This is a genomic window from Nonomuraea maheshkhaliensis (assembly GCF_039529435.1).
Classification (GTDB): Bacteria; Actinomycetota; Actinomycetes; order Streptosporangiales; family Streptosporangiaceae; genus Nonomuraea; species Nonomuraea maheshkhaliensis.
The window spans coordinates 1-18,851 of the sequence record NZ_BAAAMU010000140.1; the positions used below are offsets into that span (position 1 = coordinate 1).

General features: G+C 72.9%; 16 protein-coding genes. 3 read left to right on the plus strand and 13 right to left on the minus strand.

The window, feature by feature from the left end:
* Nucleotides 1–1,831 (plus strand): serine/threonine protein kinase (locus ABFX54_RS48195; protein ID WP_346113854.1); only part of this gene is annotated, 1,831 nt, incomplete at its 5' end.
* A gap of 32 nt (nucleotides 1,832–1,863) precedes the next feature.
* Here the strand turns inward: ABFX54_RS48195 and ABFX54_RS48200 are convergent.
* The 3 genes from ABFX54_RS48200 to ABFX54_RS48210 all read right to left on the minus strand — a co-directional run bounded on the left by ABFX54_RS48200 (nucleotide 1,864) and on the right by ABFX54_RS48210 (nucleotide 4,946).
* Nucleotides 1,864–2,868, minus strand: a complete 1,005-nt coding sequence (locus ABFX54_RS48200; protein ID WP_346113855.1) for a pirin family protein — start codon at nucleotides 2,866–2,868, stop codon at nucleotides 1,864–1,866.
* Nucleotides 2,869–2,953: 85 nt separating this feature from the next.
* The gene (locus tag ABFX54_RS48205; RefSeq protein ID WP_346113856.1) at nucleotides 2,954–4,075 is read right to left on the minus strand and encodes an MBL fold metallo-hydrolase; all 1,122 of its coding nucleotides are present in this window, start codon (nucleotides 4,073–4,075) and stop codon (nucleotides 2,954–2,956) included.
* Nucleotides 4,076–4,160: 85 nt separating this feature from the next.
* Nucleotides 4,161–4,946 (minus strand): oxidoreductase, encoded by a 786-nt coding sequence (locus ABFX54_RS48210; RefSeq protein WP_346113857.1) that lies wholly within the window; start codon nucleotides 4,944–4,946, stop codon nucleotides 4,161–4,163.
* 112 nt (nucleotides 4,947–5,058) lie between these two features.
* On the opposite strand from ABFX54_RS48210, the gene ABFX54_RS48215 reads away from it, so the two are divergent.
* Nucleotides 5,059–5,631 (plus strand): TetR/AcrR family transcriptional regulator, encoded by a 573-nt coding sequence (locus ABFX54_RS48215; protein ID WP_346113858.1) that lies wholly within the window; start codon nucleotides 5,059–5,061, stop codon nucleotides 5,629–5,631.
* Nucleotides 5,632–5,704: 73 nt separating this feature from the next.
* Here ABFX54_RS48215 and ABFX54_RS48220 read toward each other — a convergent pair whose 3' ends face one another.
* The 10 genes from ABFX54_RS48220 to ABFX54_RS48265 form a co-directional block, all read right to left on the minus strand.
* Nucleotides 5,705–6,433, minus strand: a complete 729-nt coding sequence (locus tag ABFX54_RS48220) for a DUF3152 domain-containing protein (RefSeq protein ID WP_346113860.1) — start codon at nucleotides 6,431–6,433, stop codon at nucleotides 5,705–5,707.
* Nucleotides 6,434–6,535: 102 nt separating this feature from the next.
* A complete protein-coding gene (locus ABFX54_RS48225) occupies nucleotides 6,536–7,879 on the minus strand; it encodes an NAD(P)/FAD-dependent oxidoreductase (protein ID WP_346113861.1) in 1,344 nt (447 codons plus the stop codon).
* Between the two features lie 192 nt (nucleotides 7,880–8,071).
* Nucleotides 8,072–8,629 carry a dihydrofolate reductase family protein gene (locus ABFX54_RS48230; protein ID WP_346113862.1) on the minus strand — a complete coding sequence of 186 codons (558 nt, stop codon included), beginning with the start codon at nucleotides 8,627–8,629 and terminating at the stop codon, nucleotides 8,072–8,074.
* Nucleotides 8,630–8,707: 78 nt separating this feature from the next.
* Nucleotides 8,708–9,736, minus strand: a complete 1,029-nt coding sequence (locus ABFX54_RS48235) for a sigma-70 family RNA polymerase sigma factor (RefSeq protein WP_346113863.1) — start codon at nucleotides 9,734–9,736, stop codon at nucleotides 8,708–8,710.
* Nucleotides 9,737–9,816: 80 nt separating this feature from the next.
* Complete coding sequence (locus tag ABFX54_RS48240) at nucleotides 9,817–10,731, minus strand: zinc metalloprotease (protein WP_346113864.1); 915 nt, start codon at nucleotides 10,729–10,731, stop codon at nucleotides 9,817–9,819.
* 178 nt (nucleotides 10,732–10,909) lie between these two features.
* The gene (locus ABFX54_RS48245) at nucleotides 10,910–13,645 is read right to left on the minus strand and encodes a sugar-binding protein (RefSeq protein WP_346113865.1); all 2,736 of its coding nucleotides are present in this window, start codon (nucleotides 13,643–13,645) and stop codon (nucleotides 10,910–10,912) included.
* Nucleotides 13,646–13,667: 22 nt separating this feature from the next.
* Entirely contained in the window at nucleotides 13,668–14,468 is an 801-nt protein-coding gene (locus ABFX54_RS48250; protein WP_346113867.1) for a carbohydrate ABC transporter permease, read from the minus strand.
* Nucleotides 14,465–15,355, minus strand: coding sequence for a carbohydrate ABC transporter permease (locus tag ABFX54_RS48255; protein WP_346113868.1), 891 nt, complete (start codon nucleotides 15,353–15,355; stop codon nucleotides 14,465–14,467). The genes ABFX54_RS48250 and ABFX54_RS48255 overlap by 4 nt, the downstream gene beginning before the upstream one ends.
* A 2-nt stretch (nucleotides 15,356–15,357) precedes the next feature.
* The gene (locus tag ABFX54_RS48260; protein ID WP_346113870.1) at nucleotides 15,358–16,740 is read right to left on the minus strand and encodes an extracellular solute-binding protein; all 1,383 of its coding nucleotides are present in this window, start codon (nucleotides 16,738–16,740) and stop codon (nucleotides 15,358–15,360) included.
* A 3-nt stretch (nucleotides 16,741–16,743) separates the two neighbouring features.
* Nucleotides 16,744–17,958, minus strand: a complete 1,215-nt coding sequence (locus ABFX54_RS48265) for a carbohydrate kinase family protein (RefSeq protein ID WP_346113871.1) — start codon at nucleotides 17,956–17,958, stop codon at nucleotides 16,744–16,746.
* 131 nt (nucleotides 17,959–18,089) lie between these two features.
* Between ABFX54_RS48265 and ABFX54_RS48270 the strand changes: the two genes are divergently transcribed.
* Nucleotides 18,090–18,848 carry a DeoR/GlpR family DNA-binding transcription regulator gene (locus tag ABFX54_RS48270; RefSeq protein WP_346113872.1) on the plus strand — a complete coding sequence of 253 codons (759 nt, stop codon included), beginning with the start codon at nucleotides 18,090–18,092 and terminating at the stop codon, nucleotides 18,846–18,848.
* Nucleotides 18,849–18,851 lie beyond the last annotated feature (3 nt).

Consider the following 18,851-nt stretch of genomic DNA (forward strand, 5'->3'; position numbering starts at 1 on the left):
GGCCATCCACCAGGCCGGCATCGTGCACCGCGACTTCGGCCCCGCCAACGTGATCCTCGGCGGCGAGGGCCCTCGCGTGATCGACTTCGGCATCGCCAAGGCCCTCGACGCGACCTCGACCATCACCTCCATGCCGGTGGGCACACCGGCGTTCATGGCGCCCGAGCAGATCCTGGCCCAGCCCGCGGGGCCGGCGGCCGAGGTGTTCGCGTGGGGCGGCACGATGGTGTTCGCGGCCGGGGGAGCGGGGCCGTTCGAGGCCGAGACCGTGCCGGCGATCATCCAGCGCGTCCTGCACGCCGAACCCGACCTGTCCCGGCTCACCGGCACGCTGCGCGAACTCGTCGCGGCCTGCCTGGCCAAGGACCCCGGCCAGCGGCCCACGGCCGAGCAGGTCATCCTGCGCCTGCTGGAACAGCCGGTCACGGATCCGCGCCTGCTGAATCAGGCCACCACCGTCATCGGCCCCCTCACCCGTCCCCCGGCCCACCCATCCCGTCCGCCCTCCGCCTCTTCGCCCGGCTCACCCCAGGCCGGCCGGCCGCCGCAGCCGGCCGGCGTGCTTCCGCCGCCGACGGGGCGGCCTGCGGACTTACCGCCGCCCGGCCACCAGCCGCACGGGATCCACGTGCCTGCGACGCCCGTGCCGTGGACACCCTCGTCAGGGACGCCTTCGCCGGGGACGCCGGTGTCCGGGCCGCCCCGGCAAGGGATGAACCCGCCGCCTTGGACGCAGGCCAGACCGCCGAAGGGCGGGCGGGGGTGGATGATCGGGGCGGGTGTGGCCGCGGTGGCGTTGCTGGCGGCGATCGCCGTCGTCGCCGTCACCGCCGTCAACCTGCGGATCGGCGGCCGGCCCGGCCCGTCCGCCCAGGCCGGTGCCACGACCACGGCGGCCCCCTCCCGGACCCCGTCACCGGTCCGGACCACGAACCTGACCCCGGTCGAGCTCCCCGACACCGCCGCCACCATCTACGAGAACCCCGCCGACCCGATCAGGCTCACCACCTACCTGGCCAAGGACGCCAAGTCCGGCGAATGGGTGTACCACGCCCGCGACTCCCTGACCGGCCCGTTCACCGGCTACAAGAACACGTGGGAGAGCGTCCTGTCGCCCGACGGCCGCTACCTGGCCCAGCGCGGCAAGCGCTTCGTCGACGGCTACGACACGGTGGAGATCACCGACAAGGTGACGGCGCAGCGCTTCACGGTCAAGACGTCGCGCCAGCCCCTCAGCGCGTACGTGCAGGTGTGGTCGCGCGACAGCCGCCGCCTGCTCGTCAACGTCGGCAACCCGGCCAAGGACGCCTGGCAGTCGACCGGTTTCGCCATCGTCGACGTCACCACCCGTCAGGCCGGTGTCGCCTCGCTGCGGGAGGGCTCGCTCAAGGGCATCAGGTACGGCTTCGACGGCGACGACACCGGCGTGGTCGCCCTGTCGAACGTCGCCGAGCAGCAGGCCCTACGCTTCTTCGACGCCTCGGGCGTGCGGGTGCGCCGGCTGCCGAACGTGGGCGCGGGCATCGCCGACGCGCTCTTCTCCCCGTCCGGCGAACGGTTCGTCACCGACTGTCCCGGTCTGCGCAGCGGCAACAACTGCGTCTACGACGCGCGTACCGGAGCCGAGGTCAGGCGGGTCGAGTCACCCTGCGCGGGCCTGGCCACCTGGTACGACGACGACCACCTGGTCTGCTGGGTACGCCCGGACGGCACCGCCGACCACCAGCAGCTCCAGGTGATCGACTTCACGGGGACGACGGTGCGCCTGATGGCCGACGTGCCCCGAGACGCCACCGACCTCGACGTCATGTACACCTTCACTCGCAACTGACCACCCGCCGCGCCGGACCACCCGCGGGCGAGTCAGCGGACCCGGCCGCGGGGCTTGAGGCGGGTGCCGGGCAGGACGGGGGCGGGGAGCGGCGCGCCGTCGAAGCCCTCGACGGTGCCGAACCCCTCGCCCTCCTCCCACTCCTTGCGATACGCGGCGATCTCGTCGTGGGAGCGCCCCACGAAGTTCCACCACATGACCAGTTCCTCCCCGAACGGCTCACCGCCGATCAGCAGCACCCGCCCGCGCCCCGACAACCGCACCGCCGCCCGCCCCGGCGGCAGGTAAACCAGCGGCCCGTACTCCAACGGCCCGTGCCCCGGCGATCCCTGCTCCGGCGATCCCTGCTCCGGCGAGCCGGGCCCCTCCGCCGCGTGCCCGTCCGGCCTGTGCCCCAGCAGGGACGCCTCGCCGTCGAGCAGCAGCAGCCCGTGCTCGTACGCCGGATCGAGCGGCACCTCGCCCGTCCCGTCCACGGCCACCTCGGCCCCGACCAGCGGGCTGTAGGCGGTCGCGGGCGAGGTCACCCCGCCGAGCGACCCCATGACGACCGTCGCCGCGAAGCCGGGCCCGGACAGCACGGGCAGGTCCGGATGGTGCTCGAAGCCCGGCTCGGTGTGCCGGTGCGCGTCAGGCAGCGCCACCCACAGCTGCACCCCGTGCAGCACCGTCTCCGGCGACTCCTCCGAGTGGGAGATGCCGCGCCCGGCGGTCATGAGGTTGAGCTGCCCGGGGCGGATCTCCTGCAGCGTGCCCAGGCTGTCGCGGTGCAGCACCTCGCCGGCGACCAGCCAGCTCACCGTCTGCAGGCCGGTGTGCGGGTGCGGCGGCACGCGCATGGTGGCCCGCTGCGGCCCGTACGCGTCCACGAAGCACCACGCGCCGATCATGCGCCGGTGGACGCCGGGCAGGGTCCTGCGCACGGTCATCGCGCGCGGCCCGCCCAGCGGCACCTCGCGTCCGGTCAGCACCTCGGCGCCCTCGCCGGTGCCGGTGGCGCAGCGGATCTCCCGCGGATCACTTTCCAGGTTGCTCACGCCACGACTTTACGTTCCCGTGGCCGTACGTCCGCACCGCCCGCGAGAGACCGCCCGCGAGAGACCGCCCGCGAGAGACCGCCCGTCAGGTGAGCAGCTCCCACCAGCCCTCGACCGCCGGGACGGCAGAGACGTCGACCGCCTCGCCCGGCCGGGGCACGGCGATGCGCACGTCGCGGGCCTTGGCCTCGCGCCACAGCCGGTCCACCGGCTCGCCCCACGGATGCAGGGCCAGCGTGAACGTGGCCCAGTGCACCGGCAGCAGCACGCCGCCGCCCAGGTCGAGATGGGCCTGGACGGCCTGCTCCGGGTCCATGTGGATGTCCGGCCAGGCCGGGCTGTACGCGCCGATCGGCATCAGCGTCAGGTCGAACGGCCCGTGCGCCGAGCCGATGCCCCGATAACCCTCGAAGTAGCCGGAGTCGCCCGCGTAGAACACCCGCCTGGTCGCGCCGACGACCACCCAGGAGCCCCAGAGCGTGTCGTTGCGGGTGAAGGAGCGGCCGGAGAAGTGGCGCGCCGCCGTGGCCACGAACCGCAGCCCGGCGACCGCGGTCTCCTCGTTCCAGTCCAGCTCGATGATCCGGAACGCCGGCACGCCCCACCGCTCCAGATGCGCCCCGATGCCCAGCGGCACCAGGAACGGCGCCTTCTGCGTGCGGGTCAGCCTGAGCACCGTGCTCCGGTCGAGGTGGTCGTAGTGGTCGTGCGAGATCGCGATCGCGTCCACCTCGGGCAGCTCCTGCAGCTCCACCGGCACCGGGTGGTGCCGCTTGGGGCCGACGAGCTGCGAGGGCGAGGGCCGCCTGCTCCACACCGGGTCGAACAGCACCCGCCGGCCCTCGATCTCCACCAGCGTGGAAGCGTGGCCGTACCAGACCGCGCGCACCCCGTCGGCGGGCGGCGGGTCGGCGGGCGGGAGGCGCAGCGGGATGGGCCCGGCCGGGTGGCGCTGGCTCCTGTCCTTGGCCAGTTCGCCGAGCAGTCCGACGGGCGGCGCCGTCATCAACGCGGCGCCCTCGGGCATCGAGTTCACGAACGTGCCGTTCCTGAACTGCGGCGAGTGCCGCATCCTGGCCGCCCGCTCAGGTCCCGACGCCAGCGGCCGCACGCCCAGCTCGGCGGGCAGATCGCGCAGCGCCCACCCGGCCGCGGCGAGGACCGCGCCGCCCGCGAGGATCCGCCGTGCCGTCCGCATCCCTGCCATAGCCCACTCTCCCCTGCAAGCTTCCTCGTCCCGCTCAGCGGGCGGGACTCCCCGGTGTTCCTTTTCTACGATATATCGCGATAGGTCAGGCGGTTTTCACCGCACCGCCGTCGATGAGGAAGTCGGCTCCCGTGACGCTCGCGGCGTGCGGCGACGCCAGCCAGGTCACGAGGGCGGCGACCTCTTCCGGCTCGATGAACCTACCGGTCGTGATTCCGGTGCTCGACGGCAGCCCCGCCAGGAACGACTCCAGGTCCACGCCGTGGGCGGCGGCCAGCACGGCGCCGTACCTGCCGGGCCCCTCCCACAGCGAGGTGCGGGTGGCGCCCGGCGAGACCGTGGTGACCCGCACCCCCTGCGGGCCGAACTCCTCGGCCAGCGCCTTGCCCAGCGAGGTCAGCGCCGCCTTGGCCGTCGCGTAGTGGACCGGCCCGCCGCTCGGCACGTGCGCGCTGGTGGAGGAGATGTTGATCACGGTGCCGCGCCGCCTGATCAGGCTCGGGACGGCGGCGCGCGTGGCGCGTACGGCGCTGAGGAAGTTCAGGTCGTAGAACTGCCGCCACTGGTCGTCGCTCAGGCTCAGGAACCCGAACGGCTCCGCGCCCGCGTCGCCGCCGCCCACGTTGTTGACCAGCAGGTCGATCTCGCCCAGCTCGGACAGTGCCCGGTCGATCACCTCGCCGGGGCCTTCGGCGGTGGACAGGTCGGCCGTGACCAGCGCGGCGCCGGTCTCCTTCAGCTCGGGGGTGATCGTCCGGGCGGCGGCGAGGACGCGCATGCCCTCGCCGGTCAGCGCCTTGACGATGGCCAGGCCGATGCCCCTGCTGGCACCGGTGACGACGGCGGTCTTGCCGGTGAGTCCCATGTCCATGGTGGTAGATCCTTCCGCTATTTGCGTCAGTTGCGATGCGTCGAACATACGACTTGCAACATTAATGATGCAAGTCGCTAGGGAGTCGGGACGTTGGCGTATCCTTCAAGGCATGAGTGGGACGACCAGGGCGCTGCGGTCCGACGCCGAGCGGACGGTGCGCACGATCCTGGAGGCGGCCGAACGCGTGCTCAGCAGAAACCCGGCGGCCAGCATGGAGCAGATCGCCGAGGCCGCCGGGGTGGCGCGCACGACCGTGCACCGGCGCTTCGCCTCCAGGGAGGCGCTGGTGGAGGCCATGGCGAGATGGGCCACCCGGCAGTTCGCCGAGGCCGTCGACGCCGCCTGCCCCGAGAACGCGCCGCCACTCGTCGCGCTCTACCAGGCCACGGCCAACGTGCTCCGGGTCAAGATCGACTGGGGCTTCACGATGCGCGTCATGGACGCCGACCCCGAGGCGGGCAAGGTGCACGCGGAAATCGCGGAGCGCTGCGAACGGCTGCTGATCAGGGCCAGGGACGCCGGCGTGCTGCGGGCCGACGCCGATCTCGACTGGTCCAGGCGGGTCTTCTACGCGCTGCTCCACGAGGCCGCCACGTGCCGCGACGGCGACCCCGACGCGCTGGCCACCCAGGTGGTGGACACGCTGCTCAGAGGCGTCGGCACCAGCCGCGGCCTGTCCTGAGACGACGACCGGCGCGGGTGCCGGCACGCGTCCGGGACCAGAGGCGTCCGGCCGGCGCGGGCGCCGGCGTGGGTCAGCGGTCGTCCGGGCGGCGGTGGGGGTGGGGCCACGGGTTCGGGCGGCAGCGGCCCAGCGACTTCGACTGCTGCGCCATGACCGGGGCCGGCCGGCCGGGCCCAGGGCAGCGGCGATGGTGGTGGCCCAGGCCGTGGCCGACCTCGTGGCTGATCAGGTAGCGGCGGTAGGAGGTCAGGTCGCCGTCGTACTGCGGGACTCCCTCGGCCCAGCGCAGGGCGTTGATGATCGAGCGGCGGCCGTTCCAGCAGGACAGCTCGCCTCCCGTGCGCAGCGGCAGGCACTGCCGGATCGTCATGCGGGGGCTGGACAGGGCGACGCGAACGCGTACCGGGCCCGAGTCGACCCGCTTGAAGCGGGCCCAGCCGCGTACGTCGTTGAGCGTGCTGTGCACGTCGGCGGCGAAGCCGGCGGGGTCGAACGGAAGCCCCCGCTCGACCTCGACCAGATACCGCACCACCGCCCCCCGGCCCGGCCTGGCGGGCGCGCCGCCGCGCACGACCGCGTAACGGCCGGAAGCGGAGCGCGGCACCCGCACCCGCTCGGGCGCCGGCCGTTCAGGGGTGGCGCCGGCCGGCGGGCTGGACGGCGGGCTGGACGGCGGGCTGGACGGCGGGCTGGACGGCGGGCCGCCTGATGGTGCGGCCGGTGGTACGGGCGTCTCCGGGGTGCAGGCGGTGCCCGCCACGAGCAGCAGCAGGAGCAGCGGAAATGTGCGCGGTGGCACGGCAGCCTCCCCACGGAGTCACGGTGGGGAGGAATCCGATCTTACGTGGCTGCTTGTCGCGCTTGATGGACAGGGGTGCCGGTCGTCCCTGGTTGGTCGGATTTAGCGGGTGTTGGGGGCGTAGGGCGTGATGTCGATCGGCGGGGTCTCACCCAGCGCGAGCGCCGCGGCGATCTGGCCGGTGAACGGGCCCGCCGTCAGCCCGTACGCACTCAGCCCCGTCGCCACCACCACCCGCCCGGTCAGCGGGCCGATGAGCGCCGGGCCCGGGGCGTAAACCGGACGCAGGCCGACCCTCGTCTCCGTGACCGTCGCGTTGAACAGCCCCGGCGCCACCCGCAGGCCCGCCCTGATCACCTCGTCCAGGCCGCCCATCGTGACGCGCGGCGCGAAACCCACGTCCTCGACGGTCGCGCCGATCACGACACGGGACTCGGGGAAGCCCAGCAGGTACGGGCCCATTCTGGGCAGGATGATCGGCCACCACGCGGTGTCCACGCCCTCCAGGGTCGCGTGCAGGATCTGGCCGCGCCTGGGAAAGACCGGCAGCTCGACCCCCAGAGGCCGGCACACCTCACCGGCCCACGCGCCCGCCGCGACGATCACCGCGTCGGCATCCAGCAGCACCGCCTCCCCGGCGGCAGCCGCGGCCGTGCCAGGCGCGACAGTGGCGGACGCGGTCGTGCCAGGCGCGACAGTGGGAGATGCGGTGGCAGTGGCGGACACGCGCGAGCCGGGTGCCGACGGCGCGGCCTGCCGCCACGACGCGCCCTGCCCGCCGGTCCGGTCCTGGGCCGTGAGTGGGTGCGCGGTGCCGCCGACGGCCACGGCGGGAGTTTCGCCGGCGACCGCGGCGTTCTCCGGTGCCAGGTCCTGTGCGCCCGGCCGGCCGCCGTTCTCCGGGCAGCGCAGGAGGACCCGGCCGTCCGGGGTGAGGGTGGCGACGCCCGTGCGTACCCCGGCGCCCATCGAGACGGCGGCGCGGAGCAGGGCGTCGCGGACCGCGCGGCCGTCCACCCGTGCCGCGCCCGGCACGAGGATCGCGCTCAGGGTGTCCGACAGCGGCGGGAACAGCTCCAACGGGGTGGACACATCGGTGATCTCGCCCATCTCCGGCGCGCCAGGACGCCGGCGGCGCAACAGCGAGCGCACCGGCTCCAGGTCGGCCGGATCCTCGGCCACCAGCAGCGCGCCCACCTTGGCGTAGCCGATGTCCTCGCCCAGCTCCTCCACCAGCCCGGGGTAGCGGCGGGCCCCCTCACGGGTCAGCCGGTACCAGTCGTCGTCCTCCGGATGGTCCACCCACGGGCACACGATCCCCGCGCCCGCCTGCGTCGCATCGCCCTGGTACCCGCCGTCCACCACGGTCACCGCCGCGCCCCGGCGGCTCAGCTGGTAGGCCGCGCCGGCCCCGACGATGCCGCTCCCGATCACCACAACACGCATGGTCACAATGATCGCAGCTGAGGTGAGCTGGGCCGATGACCGGATCCGTCCCTTGCCATGCGGATACCCCGCCACGGCCTTCTCCGTGCCTGAACGCCGGTCGCCGCGCCGTCGCCGACGGGTTCGCCCGCCCCGTTCACGTGGGTGCGAGGTCAGCGCGTGAGCGCCGAGGTGACCCGGATCGATCCGCCGTCATCGACTCTCCCGGACGTAACGGGACAGGACGGCGGCGCCCGACGGTTCGGCCGGCAGGCACCGCAGGTGGACGGGCGGCCCGCCGGCGGGGAAGAGACGGTCGCCGGAGCCGACGACGGTCGGGAAGGTCAGCAGCCGGAATTCGTCGATCAGGTCCTCGGCCATCAACGCGTGGACGACGCTCAGGCTGCCGGTGACGACCACGTCCCGGTGCTCCCGCTCGACGGCGTCGGCGAGGCCGCCGTCGACGACCCGCGAGCCGGCCCAGGCCGAGGTGTCGGTCAGCGTACGGGAGACGACCAGTTTCGGCACGGCGTTCATCCTCGCGGAGAACGGGTCGTCGCGCCCCGGCCACAGCCGCGAGAACAACTGCCAGGTGTCGCGGCCCAGCAGCATGACACCCTCGTCGAGGACGCGGCCGAGCTGGAACTTGTCGCCGGCGACCGTTTCCGGGCCGTGCCGGAAGGCCCAGCCGCCGGTGGGGGTGCCGGCGCTGCCGTCCGGGTCGGAGACGATGCCGTCCAGGGTGATGAACTGGATCACGATGACGCTCATGACGGGTGTTCCTCTCGTCGGATGTCCACCCGTACGTACCGGCGGCACCGGCCGGACTCATCGCCGTCCGCCGGATGATCAGGAAAAGATCTCCCGGGGCAGATCGAACGCCTGGAAGACCCCGGGATCGGCGAAGACGACGTTGTGCGCGACGCGGCCACCGGTGACGGTGAAGACCTGCAGCGTGTGCAGGCGATGCCCGCCTCCGGGCTCGGGAGCGTACGCCGCCAGCGCGGGCTGCCCGTTGGCGGTCAGGCGCCGCAGGCTCCAGCCGGTTCCGCGCATCTCGAAGACGCGCCGCATGAACAGGCCGTAGTCGTGACGACCGCGGAACCACAGCGCAACCGGCGGCATCTCCAGGACGGCGTCGTCGGTGAGCAGCCCTACGATTGCGGGAACGTCGGCCGCCTCGAACGCCCGCTTGTAGAGCTCGATCACCTCACGTACCTTCGGATCGTCCGGCTCGCCCACCTCGGCGGCGTCCGTGGTCTCACCGGCCTCGGCGAGGGTGGCGCGGGCCCGCTGCGGGGCGCTGTTGACGGCCGGGACGGTGGTGCCGAGCTGAACGGCCACCTCGGCGGCGCTGAACGCCAGCACCTCGCGCAGCAGGAGCACGGCCCGCTGGCGCGGCGGCAGCGTCTGCGTCGCCGCTATCAGCGCGAGCCGCATGTCGGCCCGGATCCCCGCCTCGACCCGGGCGTCGGGGGACGGCTGAAGCCAGGGAATGTCGAAGGCCGGTGTGAGCGGCACCCCCGGATCGTCGCCTGGCGCGCCCAGCCCGGACGGCAGCGGCCGCCGCGCGCGGCCCTCCAGCGCGGTCAGGCAGACATTGGTCGCGATCCGGTACATCCAGGTCCGCAGCGAGGCGCGCCCGGGGTCGTAGCGGTCCTGGGCCTTCCACGCCCGCAGCATCGTCTCCTGCACCAGGTCCTCGGCTTCGTGGAACGAACCCAGCATCCGGTAGCAGTAGGTCACCAGCTCGGCCCGATACGGCTCCAAGTCCATCGCAGCATCATGGCCCGCGTGGCGTTCGCGCGTCGCCACGCATGGAGAACCACCGCCTCCGCCGTCGCGACGGACGGCGCCTTCCCCGTGAACGCCGATCACGCCCAGCGCGCCGTCACGATGTCGCGGACGGCGGAGGGGTGGCAGTCCTCTGGTTCGCCGGCGTCCGAGCCGCGGACGGGTCAGGAGCGGGCGCCGGTCCTGGTCCGCGAGGGGAGGAACGACGACCGTGGCCCCGCCAGCGCCGCGTCCATCCGCTCCGCCTGGCCCTTCGTGAACATGAACATGGCCGCGTCCTCGACGTAGTCCATGTAGTTCATGAACATGTCGCCGTGGGGCCCGTTGCCGCAGCTCACCTGCGGGAACGTGGGCGCGCCGCGGTTGAGGCCGGCCTGGTTGGGGGTGTCGTCGACGAAGTCGGTGCCCGAGCAGCCGTCGCCGTCGTCGCCCCAGATGTGGCGCAGGTTGAACCAGTGGCCGATCTCGTGGGTGGCGGTGCGGCCTCCGTCGTACGGCGACTCCGCCGTCCCCGTGGTGCCGAACGCGCTGTGCAGGATCACGATCCCGTCGGCGTCGGCGGGACCTCCGGGGAAGGCGGCGTAGCCGAGAGCGCCCCTGAGCTGGCACACCCAGATGTTGAGGTAGCGGTCGGCGGGCCAGGCGCTGGAGCCGCCCTGGTCGTCGAACTTGACCGTGTCGTCGGGGTCGAACTCCGCCACGTCGGTCCGGCGGCGGACGATCCCGTTGGTCGGCCCGCCGTCCGGGGCAATGTCGGCCAGCTTGAACTCGAGTCTGGCGTCGGCGGCGAGCTCCCGCCACACCTCGGGCACCTTGCCGGCGTCGGGGTTGGTCCGGCGGAAGTCCTGGTTGAGCACGTTGAGCTGGCTGTCGATCTGCTCCTGGCCGATGTCCTGCTCGGGCGTGTGATGGACGACGTGCACGACCACGGGAATGGTGACCACCTCCTCACGGGCGGCGGCCCGGGCGTTCTTCCTGGCGAAGGTGTCGTTCTCGATGGCGGCCAGGGCGATGGCGTAGCGGGGTGAGGAGGCGAGGAGTCGATGGTGGACGGCCATGGTGGCACAACGGTCGGTCACGAGGGCTCCCTGGGGGCGGGGGACAGAAGTTCGCTACCCTTACGCCTACCCGGAGCGTAGCCGTTCAATCACTCACAGTGATTGCCGTTGAGGTCGGGGCGGTGATCGTGGTGCCTGCCGAGGACCGCACCACGATCACCGCCGTACGATCACCGCACGGAGTAACGCGACGTCGCGCTCACCGTACGGAGACCTGGGACGCCGCCGTCCCGCCGCCGGACGCCTCCCAGCCGGCCACCACCGTCGCCCTCGCGCCCAGCGCCCGGTCCAGGGGCACGGTCACGGTCGTGGTCCCCTTGCGCGCCACGGTCACGACGCGGCTGCCCGCCGTGCCCTGCCCGTCGCGGGCGAACAGGTGCGCCTTGTCGGCGGCGGCGGCCAGCAGCGTCACCTTCACCCCGGCCGCCGCGCCCCTGGCCGAGACGACCTCGGCGCCGCGCGACGGCTCGGCCGCCGGGCCGCCGGCCAGCGGCAGGTGCACGCGGACCGCCTGCTCCAGCGACTGAGGCGAGTCGAGGCTGGACAGCGCCGTGTCCGGGATCTCCGGGTCCGGCGGGGTCGTCGGCCGGTCGGCGGGCGGCTCGTAGCCGGGCAGCGCGGCCACGCCCCACCGGTACGGGTCGCCCTGCACCCCGCCCCACGTCGACCAGCCGATCCTGGTCTGGCCGGTCCTGTCCTGGGTGTCGGAGTCGTACACGAGGACGTTCAGCCCGAGATGGGTGGGATCGACGGCGCCGGGCAGGACCTCCATCGGGATGGACATCTCCACCGTGTACTCGCCGGTCGCCACCTTGGACGCCACCCGCATCCCGGGCGCCGTCCGCTCGCCGGGCCCTTGGCGGTTGTCGGCGTCGCGCAGGAAGCACGGCGGGCCCTCGGCCGTGACCGGCAGCACCGCGGTCTTGAACGTGGTCGAGGTGTTCTCGGACGTGCCGCGCGGGTCGAGGGTGACCTCCACCGCGTCAGTGCGCCAGTGCCGCTTGCAGTCGGCGGCGGCCAGCCGGGTGCCGAGCACGTCGTCCTTGACGTGCACCACCAGGTAGAGCGTGTCGTCGTGCCAGCCGATCTTCGCCGTGCCCGAGCAGTCGGCGGCCGAGGAGCAGGCCGTGCCCTCCCAGAGGCGGGAGATGTTCAGCGCGGCGCCCGCGTACTCGCCGTCGCCCTCCACGCCGTCCACGGCGGGGGCCGACGCGGCGCGCGGCACGGTGGCCGCCGGGACGAGTTCGAGCGCGGGGCGGCTGGTGGCGGTGCCGTCCTCGCTCGTGGTCGTGATGGTGTAGGCGTAGTCGCCGCCCTCGTTGGAGGTCTTCAGCGAGGTGTCGGAGTTGGTGACGGTGAACGGCACGGTGGCCGACTCGCCCGCGGCCAGCCCGCTGTACGGGGCCTCGGCGCGGTCGGCGGTGAAGCCGGCGGGCAGGTCCAGGCGCACGGTGCCGGACCTGGTGGCGCCGCTGACGTTCGTGACCACGACGCCGACCTCGCGGCTGCCGCCGGACGGCAGCGTGAGCACGGGCGTGACCAGGCCGTCGAGCTGCGGCACGCCGACCTCGCCGGTCCACTTCCGGTGCTGGGCGACCTGGGGGAGCGGCTGCTGCTCGCCGCGTACGGACGGGCTGACCTCGACCTGCCGGTCGGTGTAGCCGCCGCCCCGCTCGGTGGTGAGCGTGGCCGCGACGCGGGCCCGGCCCGGCTCCGCCTGCGCCGGCGGCGTCACCGTGAACGTGGCCGAGCCGCCGCGCCCGGCGCCGAGCCGGCCGAGGGAGCCGGATCCGGTCACCTTCCATCCGGCGGGGACGCGCAGCGCCACCGACGCACGGCCAAGCGGCTCACGAGGTGGTGCGTCCGCACTCACCTCGACCGTGAAAGGCGCCCCAGGCCGTACGGCGAACGCGCTGGTACGCAGGCCGAACCGGGTGCCGAGCGGCGCCGTCCCCGCCGGCCTGGTCAGCGCGCCGTCGAGGACGGCCGTCGGCGAGACGGCGGCCGCCGTGCCCGGGGCGGGGAACGGCACCCGCGCGTCCACCTGGGTGAAGAAGTCGCAGCCGAGTTGCGCGGGATCCGTGGGCACGTCGGGGAAGCCGGCCCAGCCCTGCGAGGCGTACACCCGCTGGGCGTCGCGCTCCACGGCCGCCCACGTCTTGCCCCGCTCGGCCGAGGCGCGCCCGCTCCAGACCCCGAACACGTTCTGCGCCGGATACATGGGGCGGAACGTCGCGGCGCAGTCCTGGCCGACGGCGGAGGTGCCGCGCGCCCCGCCGGTGAGCAGGCGGCTGGGCGCGAAGGGACGCAGCCCTTCGTCACGGATCTGGTCGGGGAACGCCTTCGGGTCGGCCGCCGCGTAGAACGCCTCGATCGCCAGCCGCGCGGCCTCCTGGTGGTTGCCGTGGTTGCCCGGCGTGGGGGCCGGGTCCATGGTCAGCATGATCTCGGGACGGGTCTGCCGGACGAGCCGTACCACCTTCTCCAGCGTGTCGCCGCCCCACACCTGGTCGGTGAGCGGCGCGCTGACCGTGTAGTAGAAGTCGACGTCGTCGAGGTTGAAGACCTCGCCCACGCCCGCGTTCGCCACGGCCGTGCGCTCCTCGGACTCGCGCAGCAGGCCGAGCGCCGGCCCCTCCTCGGGGCCGACCGCGTTCCCGCCGCCCTCGCCCCTGGTGACGGTGACGACGCCGGAGCGGACGCCGTGGTCCTCCTTCCACTGGCCGAGCGTGGACAGGCTGAACGCCTCGTCGTCGGGGTGGGCGCCGACGAACAACGCGTCGAGGTCGACCGGTTCGTTCTTCTGCGCGTGGCTGGCGGGGGTGTCGAGGGCGGGGGTGGCAAGGGCGGGGGTGGCGGGCAGGACGGCGACGGCGGCGACGGCGGCGAGCAGCGCCAGGCGGCCCGCCGTCCGGGGTGGACCCGCGGCTCTCATGGACAATCGGACCTCCGGAGAGTTAGTCGCGGACCGCCCCTTGGAGCAGCCCGCGGACGAAGTGACGCTGGAGGAAGAGGTAGAAGACGACGACGGGCGTCGCGACGATGACCGATCCGGCCGCCAGCAGCGTGAACCCGGAGGTGTACTGGCCCTGGAAGAAGGCCAGCCCCAGCGGCGCCGTACGCAGCGACTCGCTCGTGACCATGATGAGCGGGATGAGGAACTCGTTCCACGTCCACATGAACACCAGCACGGTCAGCGTGACGACGGCGGGCCGGGCCGGCGGCAGCAGCACCTGCCACAGAATGCGCCAGCTCGACGCCCCGTCGATCCGGGCCGCCTCGACGATCGCCCGGTTCGAGGCACGGAAGTAGGCCCGCATCCAGAACGTCCCGAACGCCACCGACAGCGCGACCTGCGGCAGCGAGATCGACCAGAACGTGTCGATCAGCCCGAGCGAGCGCAGGTCGAAGTAGAGCGGCACCGCCACGGCCTCGCTCGGCATCATGATCCCGAGCATGAACAGGTAGAACAGCACCGACTGGCCCCGAAAGCGCATCGTCCCGAACGCGTAGCCGCTCATGACCGACAGCACCACGCTCACCACCACGACGAACACCGACACGAACAGGCTCGTCCGCAGATAGGAGCCGAACCGGCCGATCTCCCAGGCCGCCGCGAAGTTCGCCAGGCCGGCCGTGCCGCCGCTGTCGGCGGGGCCGAGCGCGGCGGCCAGGATCACCACGATGGGATAGAGCGCGAACGCGGCGAACACCGACAGGATGACGTAGTTGGCCATCCGCTCCCCGCGCGAGATCACGAGATCCTCCTGTCGGCGAAGCGGTTGATCGCGAACGAGATCACGAAGATGACCACGGTGAGGGTGACGCCGATGGCCGCCGCCGAGCCGACCTGGCCCAGCCCGAAGGCCCGGTGGTAGACCTCGTACGACGGCACCGAGGTGGACTCGCCGGGCCCGCCGCGCGTGGTGATGTACACCAGGTCGAAGGTGCGCAGCGCGGCGATCACGGTCAGCGTCAGCGCCACCGCGATCTCCCCGCGCACCGACGGCAGGGTGACCGCGAAGAACTCGCGCAGCGGCCCGGCGCCGTCCAGCCGCGCCGCCTCGTACAGCTCCAGGGGGATGCGGCTCATCCCGGCCAGCAGCAGCACCGTCACCAGCCCGCTCTCGAACCAGGTGCCGACCACGCCGACGGCGGGCAGCGCGAACGTGTAGTCGCCCAGCCAGCCGCGCGTCAGCGAGTCCAGTCCGAGCGTGCCGAGCAGCGCGTTGAGCGAGCCGTCGGGCGCGTACACCCGCCGCCAGGCCACCGCCACCACGACCATGGCGATCACCTGCGGCAGGAACACGACCGTGCGGAAGAAGCCCAGCCCGCGCACCTTGGCGTGGTTGAGTATCGCGGCCAGCGCCAGACCGATGACCAGCGGCACCCCCGCGTAGAACACCATGAGCACCAGCGCGTGCGCGAAGGACGCCCGCAGCCCCTCGTCGGCGACGATCGCGATGTAGTTGTCCAGCCCGGCCCAGGTGCCGAGGGACAGGCCGTCCCAGTCGTACAGGGAGATCTGCACGGCCCGCCCGATCGGGTACAGCAGGAAGGCCGCGTAGACCACGAAGGCGGGCAGCAGGTACAGGTAGGCGACGCGGCGGGGCTCGCCGGGCGGCCCCGCCATGATCCGGGCCATGCTCAGCCGTTGCTCTCGGCGAACGTCTTGTAGTCCTTCTCCAGGGTGTTGAGGAACTCCTGCGGCGTCGCCTTCTCGGCCAGCAGGTCCTGCAGCGCCGCGCCCAGCGTGTCGGCGAACGTCGGGGTGGCGTAGTCGAGGTAGGGCACGAGGCCGTTCTTCTCGGTCGCGGTGCCGAACGCGGTGAACACGTCCTGCTGCGGCCCCTCCTTGACCGTCTGCGCGCCGGTGTCGGCGACGGGCAGGTTGCCGGTCTCGGTGAGCACCTTCATCGCGTCGGCGTCGGTGATGAAATTGATGTACGCCGCCGCCGCGTCGGCGTGCGGGCTCTTGGCGGTGATCGCGAACGGCAGCCCCGTGCCCCCGGTCGCCACCGGCGCGGCGTCGGCCGTGGCGCCGGGCGGCAGCATGAAGCCCAGGTCGTCGCCCAGAGCCTTCTCCAGGTCGGCCAGCAGCCACGTGCCCGCGATCAGGAAGACGCCCTGCCCCTTGCCGAACGCCTGCCAGGACGCGTCATAGCCCTGCCCGTTGAAGCCCTTGGCGAGATAGCCGTCCTTCACCCAGCGCACCAGCTCCTCGGCGGCCTTGGTGTTCTCCGGCGTGTTCCACGAGGCGCCCTTGCGGCCGAACGCGAGCGTGCCGATCTGCTCCGCGGGGACGCTGCGGCCCTGCACGGTGCCGAACACGTGCACGGCCGGCCACTTGTCCAGATTGCCGAACTGCAGCGGCACCTCGCCGCCCGACTTCGCCTTGGCCAGCGCGGCCTCGAACTCGGCCCACGTCTTCGGCGGCTCCAGGCCGAGCCCGGTCAGCTTGCTCTTGTTGTAGAACAGGCCGACGACCTCGCCGACCTGCGGCAGGCCGTACAGGTTGCCCTCGCCGAACAGCTTGCCGTCGGCGCTGTAGCGCGAGTAACGCAGCACCGAGTCGGGGTAGCGGCTCTTCCATCCGTACGCCTCGGCGTAGGCGTCCAGCGGCAGCAGTTGCCCGGCCTTGACGAACGCGCCCATGGACGAGCGGCCGTTGTTGGCCTCCACCACGTCGGGCGGCTCGTTGCCGCTCAGCGCCAGCCGCAGCGTGGTGTTGAGGTCGTCGAACGAGCGGGAGGTGCGCTTGAGCTTGATGTTGGGGTATTTGGCCTGGAAGGCGGCGTTGAGTTTCTCCATCTGGGCCGCCTGGCCGCCGCGCACCTCCTGGTCCCACACGTTCAGGGTGACCTCGCCGAGGGAGGCGGGGTCGGTGCGGACCGCCGACGCGCTCGCCTGCGGGGTGGCGGCGGGGGGCGGCGCGGAGGAGCCGGGGGCGCAGCCGGCCAGGGCGAGCGCGCCGCCCTGGAGCAGGACGAGCGTCCTGGATCCGCGCGGCTGTCGCTTCGGGGCGATCATGGGTTACTCCTTCTGCGCAGGTACGCGAGGCGTGTCCGGGTCCTCGCCCTCTGGCGGGGACAGCGGCTCGTCGGGCCGCTTCCCGGAAGCGGGGGATGTCATGCCCACGTCGGCGTACCGGGCGATGGTGGCGACCGCGCGGCGTACCGCTCCGACCGGGACCGTGGGCACCAGCCGGTCGAGAAAGGCGTAGCGGCGGGCCAGCGAGCTGCCGTAGGCGCCGCTGTGATCGGCCGCCTCGCGCACCTCGTGCCACCAGTCGGCGATGTCGCCCCAGCCGGGCGCGGCCAGCGAGCCGCCGAACTGCTGCACCGCGAGGGCCGCGCACACCTGCGCGAAGGCCAGCCGGTCGTTCAGCGGCCAGTGGCACAGCGTGCCGAGCACGAAGCCGGCCCCGAAGACGTCGCCCGCGCCCGTCGGGTCGAGCGCCGTCACCCGCGGCGCGGGCACGAACGCCTCCTCGCCCGTCGTCGAGTCGATCGCCATCGCGCCGTTGGCGCCGTCGGTCACCACGGCCAGCGGCACCTTGTCGGCGATGGCGTAGAGCGCGTCGCGCGGCGTCTCGGTGCCGGTGTAGGCCATGGCCTCGGTCGCGTTCGGCATGAAGGCGTGGCAGACGCCGAGCTGGTCCAGCAGCGAGCGCGGCCACGCGCCCGACGGGTCCCAGCCCACGTCCGCGAAGATGAGCGCGCCGTCGCGGTGGGCCAGCTCAGCCCAGTTGCACGCGGCGTCGGGGTCGCCCAGGGGCTCCTCGGGCGAGAGCGTCACGATCACGGCCCTGGACGGCGGCGGCTTGCCGATCATCTCGTTGGCCGGCATGGGGGCCGGATGGCCGTGCGTGACCATGCTGCGGTCGCGGTGGACCGCCATCGAGACCGTCACCGGCGAGTGCCAGTGCTCGAAACGCTGCGAACGGGACAGATCGACCGACTCCTGCTGCTCCAGCGTGCGCCAGCAGAAGTCGCCGTAGTCGTCGTCGCCGAACGCGGCCGCCAGCGACGTGCGCAGCCCCAGCCGGCTGGTCGCGATGGCCAGGTTGGCGATGCCGCCGGGGCAGGAGCCCATGCCCTCGGCCCAGATCTCCGTGCCGGCCGCGGGCATCGCGGGCAGGCCGGTGAAGATGATGTCGAGGAAGACGGTTCCGGCCAGGAAGACGTCGAACTGCGGGCCCTCCGGGGTCCGTTCGCCGGCGAGAGGGTCGTACGCCTGGACAGACACGGGATCAGGTCCTCCTCGACACGCGGGATGTGCGCAATCTTGCACGTTTGCTCGCACACTTCAAGTGTTTCGGGCGACCGATTGGCGCAAGATGCTTACTTGTGCGCGAATTTGACTGATACACTCCCGGCGTGCTCCAGCGCCTCAGGCATGCCGAGATCATGCGCCGCGTCCGCAGCTCTGGCGCCTCCAGCGTGCGCGATCTGGCGAGCCAGCTCGGGGTGAGCCCGTCCACCATCCGCAGGGACCTCGAGGTCCTCGACCGTGACGGCACCCTGCGTCGCGTCCGCGGCGGCGCCCTGGCCGGCGTCGACGCCGACACCGACCGGCCCTTCGCCGAGGTCGCCGCCACCGACGAGCAGGACAAGGAGGCCATCGCCGCCCCCGCCGCCGAGCTCGTCGGCGACGGCGACGTGGTCCTGCTCGACATCGGCACCACCACCATGTGCCTGGCCAGGCGGCTGCGCGGGCGCCGCGTCACCGTGGTCACCTCCAGCCTCGCCGTCCTCGACGTGCTGCGCTCCGACCCCGAGGTCGAGCTGCTACTGCTCGGCGGCATGATCAGGCGGCCCTACCACTCACTGGTCGGGGTGCTGACCGAGGCCGCGCTGAGCCAGGTCGTCGCCGACCGCGTCTTCCTCGGCGCCAGCGGCGTGCGCCCCGACGGGCAGCTCGTCGACACCACGCTCGCCGAGGTGCCGCTCAAACGCGCCATGATCGCCGCGGCCGGTCAGGTCGTGCTGCTCGTGGACCGCCACAAGTTCCCCGGCACCGGCGCGCTGCGCGTGTGCGGGCCCGAGGACGTGGACATGATCGTCACGAACGCGGGCGCCGACGAGAGCACGCTGCGCGCCTGCGCGGCCGCGGGCGCCGAAGTGCTGCTCACATGAAGG